Source organism: Sphingobacterium sp. BIGb0116 (assembly GCF_024808035.1).
GTDB lineage: Bacteria > Bacteroidota > Bacteroidia > Sphingobacteriales > Sphingobacteriaceae > Sphingobacterium > Sphingobacterium paramultivorum.
The window spans coordinates 254,777-267,572 of the sequence record NZ_JANUDT010000004.1; the positions used below are offsets into that span (position 1 = coordinate 254,777).

Annotated in this window: 6 protein-coding genes; all 6 read right to left on the reverse strand. The window is 36.3% G+C overall.

The features are described from left to right. Window positions 1-308: 308 nt before the first annotated feature. Window positions 309-1,754: a SusD/RagB family nutrient-binding outer membrane lipoprotein gene (locus M2419_RS12185; protein ID WP_259255186.1), complete on the reverse strand. Its 1,446-nt coding sequence runs from the start codon at window positions 1,752-1,754 to the stop codon at window positions 309-311. An 11-nt stretch (window positions 1,755-1,765) separates the two neighbouring features. Continuing rightward, entirely contained in the window at window positions 1,766-4,879 is a 3,114-nt protein-coding gene (locus tag M2419_RS12190) for a SusC/RagA family TonB-linked outer membrane protein (protein ID WP_259255187.1), read from the reverse strand. Between the two features lie 937 nt (window positions 4,880-5,816). Then, a complete protein-coding gene (locus M2419_RS12195; protein WP_259255188.1) occupies window positions 5,817-6,029 on the reverse strand; it encodes a hypothetical protein in 213 nt (70 codons plus the stop codon). A gap of 117 nt (window positions 6,030-6,146) precedes the next feature. Then, on the reverse strand, window positions 6,147-7,604 hold the full coding sequence (locus tag M2419_RS12200) for a SusD/RagB family nutrient-binding outer membrane lipoprotein (protein WP_259255189.1): 1,458 nt from the start codon (window positions 7,602-7,604) through the stop codon (window positions 6,147-6,149). Between the two features lie 18 nt (window positions 7,605-7,622). Beyond that, complete coding sequence (locus M2419_RS12205) at window positions 7,623-10,856, reverse strand: SusC/RagA family TonB-linked outer membrane protein (RefSeq protein WP_259255190.1); 3,234 nt, start codon at window positions 10,854-10,856, stop codon at window positions 7,623-7,625. A 646-nt stretch (window positions 10,857-11,502) separates the two neighbouring features. Then, the gene (gene serS / locus M2419_RS12210; protein WP_159731792.1) at window positions 11,503-12,774 is read right to left on the reverse strand and encodes a serine--tRNA ligase; all 1,272 of its coding nucleotides are present in this window, start codon (window positions 12,772-12,774) and stop codon (window positions 11,503-11,505) included. Window positions 12,775-12,796 lie beyond the last annotated feature (22 nt).

Consider the following 12,796-nt stretch of genomic DNA (forward strand, 5'->3'; position numbering starts at 1 on the left):
TCAAGTCAAAACTCTAATAAAGTGTTAAAGTTTTGTTAAAAACAAAGATATAATAAATTTTTATAATAGCAATACTTACTATTTATTTTAAAAAATAAATCCCAACTTCTCTTAAAAAGTATTACGAGAGACAATTGCATTTGTTGTATCCAGTATAGTAAATTTGAAAGCGACCAACTTTCACTTAAACAATCTTATTTAGTAATTATTCATCAAGTTCTACACTAAACTTCTAATGAAGAGTTTAGTACAAAAAAAGAAGCCTCTGACACACATGTCAAAGGCTTCAGCATAGTTAATTTCAAATTCTACAAATCAAACCAAACCTTATCATAGTATTTAGGTTGGGGGTTTGGAATATTTGGATTAGCAGCTGTTTCATCCGTAGATAATGGAAAACGTCTAAACAGAGGACCAGATGTAGCCCCCTTAGGAACTTCCATTTTTGGAATCTCATTTCCATCTGTTCCGGATCTTCTCCATTGAACGAACGCCTCTAGAGGTCGATCCATTAAGTCAATCCATTGTTGGGTATGAATCTCTTTAAGGGGATCAGCAAGCGTATTTAAGGCAGGCAAGGCATTAAGATACACAGACACTGCTGCTGGATCAGCCTCATAAAAATTCATTGCTGCTTGAAGCCCTTTCCTGTAAAGATCATTCGCTTTTGTCATATCCTTAGAAACACCTAGACCTCGTGCATAAACTTCAGCCTCCAAAAAGAGCATTTCTTGATAAGAAAGCAATAAAGATGGCGCATCTTTCCTATATAGGTATTTTGATATTAAAGAAGTTTTACTATCTGCATCAACATTGGCTAACACACCAACATATGATTTTGAATCAGGTCCTAAATCGAAATATTTCGGTAATCTAGGATCACTTTTTGGAACCATAATATCTGTCACCAATTTATTTGCATAAGTAAATGGATTTTCACCTAAAAACAGACGATATTTTGGATTTTCATTATTTACAGTTGTTGTATAAGGCACTTTCCAAGTATCGACCGCTGCATTTATCATAGTTTCAGGAGCGGCTGCTAATTTTCCAATCGCATCAGCTTTGGATGGATCTTTATCCACCATCACCATTAAAGTTTTAAACTTAATTGAATTAGCCAATTTTTTCCATTGATTTAGATCCCCTTTGTAGAAGACGTCATAATCAGCTATTTTCAGAGAACTATTAGCATCAATCTGCGCTGTTGCTTCATCCAAAAGTTTAATTATATTTTCTAAAACATCCTTTTGTGCATCGTACTTCGGATAAGGAAAATTCTCAGGATCCCATGCTTCGGTATAAGGTACATCGCCATAGAGCGTGGTAGCTTCAAACATCAATTGAGCCAATATAATTTTACACTGAGCAGCGGCATTATTTTGAACTGGATTTGCTGATTCTGCAATTTTTATAGCCTGTTTCAAATTATTACCAGAAGTACTATAATATACTTTCCAAGTATTTCCAACAAAATTGGGACTAATATTATATAAATTAGAAGAGCCCCAATTATCTGAAAAATCTCCACCTGATGCTAGAGTTTGTCCAAGAAATCCCAATGCAATATAACAGTCACCACTATTTTTACTCACGTCCCAAGCTGTAACTGCGTATCCAAATAAAAGCTTCGGCTCAACTTTTGTTGCAGTTAAAGGATTACTATTTATATCTAAATACTTATTACATGAAACTATGCCCGAGGCAGACATTAATAATAAAGCCCCCGCCAGTAATTTATTTTTCAATTTCATAACGTCAATAATTAAAAGTTTAATCTCAAATTCATACCAAAAGATCTTGTTGAAGGGATACTATTAAATTCGACACCTTCACCTACACTTCCTGATCCAAAGAAATTCAATTCAGGATCTACATGGGGGACATGGCTCTTAATTAACCACAGGTTTCTTCCTTCAACACCAATTTCAGCTCCTTTTATAAATTTAGATTTTAATATACTTGAAGGTAAGGCATAAGCAAATCTAACCTCCCTCAATTTTACAAAGCCTGCGTCAAATACATTGGAAACAGTATTTGTTGTACTTGCCTCCCAAACCCAGTAATCTTGTGCACTGATTTCTTTAGTATTTGGAATATAAGCCCCATTAGACAACACCACCCCAGGCGTCACAATTTTATCACGATTGGCAGTTTCTGCGGCCAAGCCACTACCCCTCAAATTTGCAACTGTTCCCGAGAAAAATTTCCCACCTTTACGGATATCAATGAGGGCACTTAGAGACAATCCTTTATAACTAAATGTATTATTTATTCCCATTGTCCAATCCGGATAAATACTACCTAATCGCTGATTTGCTACCGCAGTTTTTAATCCCGTTTTACTGTCAATAATAATTTGCCCATCATCAGTTCTTGCCCAGTCGCTTCCATAAAGTCCGAAGCTTTCACCTACACTAGCTTTTATCTGAAGACCACTATAACCACTAGCTAAACTATATTGAGTCAACCCAGGCGCTAGTTCATTAACTTTTTGCTTATTTTTAGAAAAGTTAAAATCTAGATTCCAGTTAAAATCTGTTGTTCTAACAGGCACAATATTCAAACCAATTTCAACCCCTCTGTTTTGAATTTCCCCTACGTTTATATACTTCGAAAAATAACCAGTAGAGATTGCAACATCGATAGGAATTAACTGATTTCTAGTCACATTATTATAGTATGAAAAATCAAATCCAATTCTATTCTTTAAGAATTTCATTTCCAATCCTGTTTCGAATGAATTTTGCTTTTGAGGTTTCAAATTTGCATTCGGCAATATTTTAGGTGCTGTAAAAGCTGTTTCGATTGGTCCTGCAGGGAAAACGGTTGCAGTTGACGAAACATATTGCAAAAAGACGGTAGACGTTGGCGTATATTGATAATCTAAGTTATAAGCAGCTAAATCACTACCCACTGAAGCCCAGCTCGCTCTTAATTTCCCATAATCTAACCAATCTAGGCCTTTATTTTTAAGTAATTCAGAGAAAATAAATGAGCCTCCCACAGAAGGGTAGAAATATGATCTATTCGCCACAGGCAAAGTAGAAGTCCAGTCATTCCTACCTGTAACATCTAAGTATAAAAAATCCCTGTAACTAACACTTAAATTACCATAAGCCCCCAAAAGACGTCTTTTACTATAACCCAACGTAGGAGTTTTGCTAGAAGCATTGGTATAGTTCCATAGTTGATCAATTGTCAAACCTACAGCCTCAACGTTAGTACTTTGAGTAGTACGCTCATTAATATTACCACCAACGATCAACTTAAATTTAAAGTTATCAACCAAATTATTTTGTTCGATGGTAGCGATTAAATCATCATTAAACTGCTTACTTAACAAGTCGTAATTGATAAATTTTCCAGTCATAAATCCTGCTGTACCCTTACGTACATGCTGAGATCTTTTCTCCGTATATACGTCAGCACCAAAATTATTACTAATAGTAACCCAATCAACCGGTTTATAAGTTAAGGTATATGTTCCTAAAAAACGATCAACCGTGTTTCCATTTCTATTATAATTCATTACCCAAAAAGGGTTATTTCCGTTCCTATTTGGACTCAAGAAAATTTGGTCACCAGTTTCTGGATTTTCAAAATTATTCTTTAACAAGTTAATATCTACTGTTCTCGGCAAACCAAAAATAGTAGAAATAATTGCATTTGTATTATTGGAACTTTGAGCGGGTCTACCATCTGATTTTAAATTGGTATATGAACCTGTAAATCTAGAAGACAGCTTAGGATTAAAGTCCTTCCCAGCGTTAATCGATAAAGTATAGCGATCCAATTTCGATTCCGGAATAATCCCTCTTTCGTTCGCGCTTGAAAAACTAATCCGATAATCAGAATTGTCACCTCCGCCTGCAAATGCTATATTATTCATCAAGGAAGTTCCTGTTTGGAAATAATCTTTGACATTATTAGGATAAGCCTGCAGAGTACCATCTTGACCTAAGAAATTTTTAAATTTTTGCCCACTTACCTCAGCGATATTTGGTCCCCAACCATTTGTCTGCGTTAAAGCATATACACCTTGATTTCCTTGAGCATATTCATTTTGAAATTTTGGTAAGATTAATGGGTTATCAAAGCGTAATGACGAATTTACACTAATAGAACTACTTCCCTTCGCTCCTCTCTTAGTGGTAATAATAATCGCCCCATCCTTTGCCCGGGCACCATATAGAGCCGTCGCAGCTGCACCTTTAAGAATTGTCATTGATTCAATATCATCTGGACTTAAATCTCCCATTCGGTTCCCAAAATCAACGTTACTAGCTGTAGTTCCACCGACAGAAGTTGCGTCACTTACAGTTAGTCCGTCAATTACATAAAGAGGAAAGCCTCCATCCAAAGAATTAACACCACGAATAACAACTTTAGTAGATCCCCCAATTGTACCCGACTGAGCATTTACCCTTACGCCAGCGGCTTTACCAGCCAATGAATTTAGAACATTTGAAGACCTAGCTTTTGTTAATTCTTCCGATTTAATGGTCGATGCCGCATACCCAAGTGATCTTTGTTCTCTTTTAATTCCCATTGCGGTTACAACAACTTCTTCTAATGCATTATCCGTATTAGCTAAAGTGACATTAAATGCAGATTGAGTTTCTTTCACGATCAATGTTTTATCGGCGTATCCCACCGAACGGAACACAATCATTTTACCTGTAGGAACAGACAGCGAATAATTTCCATTCTCATCTGTTTGGGTAGCTATGTTTGATCCTTGCACGGCAATCGTTACTCCCACTAATGGCTTTCCATCAGCACCAGTAACACGACCACTTACTTTTTTCTCTTGTGCAAATGCAACAGAAGTCAGGATCATACTACCCACGAAAAAATTGAGTAATTTGTGTTTCATATATTTTACGTTTATTAATAAATGTTATTCTTGACAAAATACTTCGGTTAGCGAATACCTTCCAATAGTTTATATATGTGTTATAGTTAGTAACATATTTCTCGTTGAATTGTTCCAACATGTTAAAAAATGTTAAACACAAAATTATAATTTTTTTTACTTTTTACAATGCAAGCATAACTTTAAACCAATAACTAACCTGATAATTAACACAATAAACTGACTTACAGCAACTTATTTTTACAACAAGTTCATCTCAAAGTAACATTCTTTTACTGAAACACAAAAAAAATGCTATAGCTTTACCAAAAAATTTCATTAAAACATATATCTCACTTGTATATACCCTTCTACAAGACAACTTTGTCGACATATATGTTCGTGTAGACTACGCCAAAAACACTTCCTATCAAACTCATTAATTCAGAACACATTATCATTTTCAGCAAAGCTTTCACCAAGAATATCTTTGTTCAAGATTGTGTGGAGAAATTAAAAAAACAGATTCCGTGGCATTTCCCCATCTTCTTTATAGGTCAAATATTCTCATATAAATTTCACCTAAACAGCAAATATTTAATCTTTCGTATAATAAAATCCAACCTATTTATTAGATACTTAAAATCTGAAAGATGATACATAATACCTTTATTAAAAATTTGCCTGATAATAATTCGAAATTTTTCTTTGAGACTGATCTCATTTTCCTTTTTGCCACAAAAAGATCAAACGTTAATGCAGACCTAAAGGTAAAGTAATAAAAGAACGTAATATACCATACCTTTAATCATTGGGAAATAGAACATAATTTTGGACAACTGTCTATTCGGATGGTAGGTACTCGATTCACCAATATACTTCCACCCGAAAACCCCAACTGTGCTGTCAAGGCTATAAGCTAAAGATTTCATGGAATCAGTTGACGTATAATAGCTAACTATATTAAAAAATCTATTCGATTCATCCCAACAGGAACAATACATTTATAAGAGTTAGACGCTAGTTTTGTTCTTACTGAATTTCCTGATTTATCAAAGTAATTCACTATCGTATCGCTGATAAACATTTCCTCCCTTTCTTTAGAAGAAAAAGTTCCCGTATTCGTTTCTATCAAAACAAGCACAATTAAAACTAAAATCAATCTTTTCATAAAATATACAGGCGTTAATAAGGACGACAACACAGCTTTTTCAACAATATATTTCAAAAAACAAAAGCGGCAATTTCTTTCGAAATTGCCGCTTTCATACGTATATAATCTAAAAGATTACTTAACATCCCACCAAACTGGCACTGTGATCGCTTTTGTACCTGGATAGTTTAAGTTAGTTGTCAACTCAGTATTTGGATACAACAAACGCTGTGGCATTTCACCATTCGCTAAAATTGACGCTTTTGATTGAACCAAGAATGTAGGGTAACCTGTTCTTCTATATTCAGTCCATGCTTCAAAGTTTTGGAAACCATTCATTGCATAGTATTTCTGTGTAATAATTGCTTCCAATTGTTTAGATGCATCAGTTGGAAATTTACCAGCAGCAGCTAAATAGTCAGCCACCCCTGCCGTCTCTAGGTAGGAAAATGAAGCTGTAACACCTTCATTGTACAATGTTGAAACAGCACCTGTTCCCCATCCTTTCAAAGCAGCTTCAGCTTGTAAGAATTTGCTTTCAGCAACAGAGAATAATTTTACAGGAGCTGTTGCAGACGCTGTATTTTTCGCATTTGCACCAGTTATTGGAGAAGGAGCAGAAACTTTTTTCGTGTTTTGTCCTCTAAAGTCTCCCTGTTCTAAGTATGCTACTGTATCCTGCAATGTTACATTATCTGCTTTAAACAATCTGCTGTATAAAGCAAATGATCTTTTATCATTGTTTGCAGCATAAGCTTTAACAGCTGTTCCACTTGCAACTACATTCTGAACATATTTTAAACCAACCATCTCTGTATAGAAAGGGTTTTGGTTACCACCTGTCGTCGTAAATGTGATGGATACATCTTCATTTAAGAATGTTGGATTTGTAGCATATAACGCTTTGATACCTGCTTGAGCAGTAGCAGCATCTACGTTAGAAATACGCAAATACGCTCTCAATTTCAAGGTATTTGCGAACGCAATCCAAGAAGCCTTATCACCACCAAACAACATATCTTGTTCACCTGGTGTGGTACCAAGGCTACCTTTCAATAATTCAACACCTTTATCGATATTTTCAAAAATACTATTGTAGATCTCTTTTTGAGTTTGATACTTTGGACTCAAATTAGTTGCTCCTTGCAAAGCTTCATCCAAGGGAATATCTCCAAAAGCATCAGTAGCTACCTGCAATGTATATGCTTTCAATAAATACGCCATACCAATTGTATAGTTGTTGGCCCCCCGCTCTGAATTGATGATTATTTCAGCATTGTTTAGCGCACTTCTATAAATTGTTGACCAAATACGATCCGTAGCAGTATTTTTGATATTATACTGATCAATAGTCTGATACTGTGAGGACGATGGAGCCTGCGTCCAATATTGGGCCCATAAACCACCATACACTTGAAGTTGATTACCTACGATCTGACTTACCGAAGCTTCAACTGTCGGCAACAACAGATTTGGCTCTACTTTTTCCGGGTTATTTGGATTTTCGTTAACATCCAAATATTTATTACAACTTGTAAATGCTACTGATCCAACCAATGCAGCAAAAACAAACTTTTTAATATTCTTGTTCATTCTATTATTCTTTATAGTTTAGAAGGATACCTTCACATTGATACCATAGTTACGCAAAGACGGCTGAGCAGTATAGTCAAAGCCCTGTGCATTTCCAGCACCAGCAGAGTTTACTTCAGGATCTGCATATTTGTTTTCGCTTGGAGTCCAAATAAACAGGTTGTTTCCAAACACACCCACAGTCACATCTCCAAATGGCGTATTTTTAAGCATATCTTTCTTGAATTTATAAGAAATAGCCAAGTTGCGCAACTTCACATAAGAAGCATCAATAACATTCATACCCGCTTCCAAATATGGATAGTAATCCACTTTGTCATAAGTCGCTGTTGTATTTACAACAGAATTACCATTTGCATCTAAGTAGACTGAGTTAGGGAAGATTTGACCAAAACGCTCACCCCCTGTTTCAGCAGATGTACCTGTGAATGCCATGATATCTTTAGTACGTGAATAGAATACACCTCCATGTTTCATGTCAAACAATGCTGTTAATGACCAGCTTTTGTAATTTACGGTCGTTCCTAATGATGCTTGGAATTTAGGATTATAACTTCCTAAATACTTTGCTTCTGAAGTAGGTACTGGTAAACCTGTTTCTTGGTCAACGATAGTTCTGCCTTCCGCATCAGTTGCATTGGTTACTGCATAAAATTCTCCGTAAGGGTGACCCTTTGCCGCAACGATAGACATCCCTGAGAAACCACCTAGAGAAACTTGGTCAATACCATCCATCAACTCAACAACTTTACTGTTGTTTTTAGTGAAAGTACCCATCAATTCCCAGCTAAAGTTTTCAGTTTTCACTGGTGTTCCACGCAATGCAAGTTCAACACCCGAGTTTTTAATTTTACCTGCATTAACAACATTGAATCCGTAACCTGTAGAATTTGCAATAGGAATTGCTAAGATTTGATTTTTAGAATTGTTATTGTAGTAACTAAAATCAACAGTTAAACGATTTCTAAAAAACCCTAATTCTGCACCTACTTCAGCTGATGTAGTGATTTCTGGTTTCAACTCTGCATTTCCTAAAGTGGATCCCGACATGAATGCGGAAACATTACCAAATGGGAAAGTTGTCGTTCCAAATCCACCATTGATCTCGCCTCTAGAGAAGGTTGTCAACAATTGGTATGGATCTGTATCCGAACCAACTTTGGCGTAGTTGGCACGCAATTTACCGTAAGAAAGAATTCTCTTAGCATCTTGGCTTAACAACTCAGAGAATACAAATGAACCACTTACACTTGGGTAAAAGAATGAATTGTTTTTCTTAGGTAGTGTAGACGACCAATCATTACGTGCTGTCGCTTGTAAGTACAGGAAGTTTTTGTACGACAAGTTCAAATCTGCATAAAGTCCAACCAACCGGCGTTTTGACCATGAATCTTGAATCAAGTTCAATGGACCATTGGAGTTCGCTAGATTATAATAACCCGGCTGTACCAAACCTCCACTTTCATTTGTCGCAGTACTTAGATTAGAAACATTACGTTGACGGATATTATTACCCAACATTAATGATCCTTTAAAATCTTGATTAAACTCATGGGTAGCAGTAACCATGAAATCATGAATGATCTCTGTTACATTGTATTGATCGATACGATACTCTCCATTGTCAATAAGATCATTAGCAGTCGAATAATTACCTGAAGTTTTATCGATCGGCGTAAAATTATATTTTGGAGATTCTGAACGTCTGCGGTCGGTATAGTGATCCACCCCTACACGCTCTTTGAAATCCAACCATTCAAATGGCTTATAACCAACGTTAAAATTACCCATAATGCGGTTTACATTATTGTAATTGTTGTAATTTGCCAATGTCCAATATGGATTCATAGAATATGCTCCATAATAGCCATACTCATTACTATGGTTTAAACCATTTGCATCAATATAACCATACCCATTATATGGGTTGCTTAAATCTTTCATGTCAGCAACAGGAATATCGCGGGGAGTTTGCAACAAGTTATTATAAACAGAACCACCACCTTGGCCACCACCTACATTGTTCGAGTTGATCTGACTATAGTTCGCTGAAATTCCTGCATAAAATTTATTAGAGAATTCAGTTTGACCATTGAAACGAACACCGTATTTATTGTAGTTGTCCTTGCTTCCAGGATAAACACCATTTGAGTTCAAAGAATTCAGCCCCAAATAGAAGGAAGATTTTTCACTACCACCTGAGAAGCCTAAGTTATTGTCTGTTGCAAACCCAGTATTAAAAAAGTCTCTAACATTGTCTTTTACGGCAGAATACGGTTTTGTTTGTCTTACACCATTTACAGCTTGCCCCCATTCCTGTGTTTTTCCTGTAAAAGGAGCTCCCCAGGACCAGTTTTCTTTTGGATCATTGACAAATACCAGATCTCCATTTTTAGTATAGCCAGAGTAACCTTGACCATATTCATTTTGGAACTCAGGCAATTTCAAAATAGAAGAAAAAGTATTTGTAGTATTGAAGGTAATATCTGTTTTACCTCCACCTTTTTTACCGGTCTTAGTTGTAATGATCAAAGCTCCATTAGATGCCCGCGATCCATACAATGCAGCTGCAGCAGGACCTTTTAATATAGTCATTGATGCGATATCATCAGGATTGATATCATTACCACGGTTACCAAAATCAACACTAGATAGCGATGAGGCACCACCAATCACACTGGAATTGTCAATAGGAACACCGTCAACAACAATTAATGCTTGGTTATTTCCTGAAATCGACGAACCACCACGTAATACCACACGAGATGAACTACCTGGCGAATTCGAGGTTGATGTAATATTCACACCAGCAACCTTACCAGCCAATGCATTGATAGCACTCGAATTTTGACCTGAGCGTAATTCTTCATTATTCAATGTCGGTGCAGAGTAACCTAACGTTCTTTTTTCACGCTTAATTGCATTAGCAGTTACAACAACCTCTTCCAAAGCATTGTCATGATTTACCAAAGAAACATTGAATACCGCACTATTGTTGTTAACAATAATAGTTTTATCGTCAAAACCAACGGAACGGAATACGACAACCTTACCTGCCGGTACATTCAATGAATAATTACCATCAGTATCAGTCTGTGTAGCTTGATTAGTACCTTGTACAACTACTGTCACCCCTGGTATTGCTTTACCGTCAGCAGATGTAACACGACCACTAATCTTCTTTTCTTGAGCGAATGCAACCGAAGTCAAGATCATACCGCCAACAAGAAAACTTAGTAATGTTTGTTTCATGTTTTAGTTAGTTAATTTTATTATTTTCTAATCCTATATATTGATATAAATTATATCCGTTATCATAACCGTCTAAACATAAATTGCCTAGACAATAAACAGCAAAAAACATAACATGCTATTGCAGTTCATTTAGTAACAGTTGAAAATATTTTTGGAAAAGCGGGCCCCAGGTAGATGTAGGGTCAGTCCTTAGATAAATATCCAGCTGTAAAATTTGCTCTTTTCAGCATTTACAGTAAATAATAGTTAGTGCGATTTTTATTAGCGGTGTCAAATATAGAAAGCCAAAGTTGCTTTTACAAGTTTTTTAACATAATCTCCAGAAAACAAGAAATACCGCAATAATAAGTTCACAATTTTACAAATTGTTACAAAAGAATCATTTTAGAATAAAAACTCTTCAAACAATTTTCAAACAGAATTTTATACGGAATGAACCATAATTAACAAAACATTAACAATGTTATAAGAAAACGTTAACATGCTATTCTATTATTTTTCTGTATTAATACCGCATGTAATTTATAATGATTCTAAACATCTTAAAATCGAGTTATAACAAAAAAAGACGCTCTACCTTCTCAGGCTGAGCGTCTTTCGTTTTTATATTAAACAAGCGCAAAAGCAACTTATTTATTGATATTTAATCGATATACTCAAATTTAGTATACGGCACCAAAACTGCAGGAATCTTAATTCCTTTTTCCGTTTGATTATTCTCCAATATCGCTGCGACAATACGTGGTAAAGCTAACGCCGAACCGTTCAAGGTATGTGCCAGTTGCATCTTGCCATCAGCATTTTTAAAACGGACTTTCAAACGATTCGCTTGATAAGTTTCAAAATTGGAAACGGAAGATACCTCTAACCAACGTTTCTGAGCAGAACTATACACTTCCATGTCATAGGTCAATGCAGAAGTAAAACTCATATCTCCACCGCAAAGGCGCAATACACGGTAAGGAAGCTCTAATTTCTGCAACAGCCCCTGTACGTATAAACTCATTTCCTCAAGCACTTCATAAGACTTTTCAGGATGTACAAGCTGCACCGTCTCCACTTTGTCAAATTGGTGCAGTCGGTTTAATCCACGCACATGTGCACCATAAGAACCTGCTTCACGACGGAAACAGGGCGTATAAGCACAATGTTTAATTGGAAACTGTGCTTCTTTTACAATCTCGTCTCTATAAATGTTGGTGACCGGAACTTCAGCTGTAGGGATCAAATACAGATTGTCGTTACCCACATAGTACATCTGTCCTTCTTTATCCGGTAATTGTCCCGTAGCAAATGCAGAATCTTCATTGACCAAAATGGGCACCTGTACTTCTTCGTATCCTTCTTCTGCTGCCTGATCCAAAAAGAAATTGATCAATGCGCGTTGCAATTTAGCGCCTTTACCTTTATAGATAGGAAAACCCGCACCGGCAACTTTTACGCCAAGCTCTAAATCAACAATATCATATTTGTTCAACAATTCCCAATGCGGCAATGCATCCTCCGACAAAGCCGGGATTTCGCCATGGCTCAAAACAACTTCGTTGTCCTCAGCACTTACACCTGCAGGAACGGATTGATGCGGTAAATTAGGTAATTGTACGATCTTCTCATTCAATTCGGCCTCAATTGTACCCAATTGATCCAAAAGTTGCTTAACTTGCTCCTTATATCCCGAGGATTTGGATTTAACGGTTTCAGCTTCTTCTTTTTTACCTTGGCGCATCAGATCTCCAATCTGTTTTGCTGCCGCATTAGCTTCTGCCGAAAGTGCGTCTGATTCCGATTGGATCTTACGGCGATCCTCATCTAAACTGATGATTTCGTCGACCAATCCAATTTCCTTGAAATGCTTGACAGCCAATCTTTCGATTACCGTATCCCTGTTCTCACGGATATAATTTAATTGCAACATAATATAAATGTGTTATTTAAAA

What these genes read in the sequence shown, in the direction of transcription:
- M2419_RS12185 (WP_259255186.1), bottom strand. Translation starts at nt 1,754, where the DNA reads ATGAAATTGAAAAATAAATTACTGGCGGGGGCTTTATTATTAATGTCT.
- M2419_RS12190 (WP_259255187.1), bottom strand. Translation starts at nt 4,879, where the DNA reads ATGAAACACAAATTACTCAATTTTTTCGTGGGTAGTATGATCCTGACT.
- M2419_RS12195 (WP_259255188.1), bottom strand. Translation starts at nt 6,029, where the DNA reads ATGAAAAGATTGATTTTAGTTTTAATTGTGCTTGTTTTGATAGAAACG.
- M2419_RS12200 (WP_259255189.1), bottom strand. Translation starts at nt 7,604, where the DNA reads ATGAACAAGAATATTAAAAAGTTTGTTTTTGCTGCATTGGTTGGATCA.
- M2419_RS12205 (WP_259255190.1), bottom strand. Translation starts at nt 10,856, where the DNA reads ATGAAACAAACATTACTAAGTTTTCTTGTTGGCGGTATGATCTTGACT.
- serS (WP_159731792.1), bottom strand. Translation starts at nt 12,774, where the DNA reads ATGTTGCAATTAAATTATATCCGTGAGAACAGGGATACGGTAATCGAA.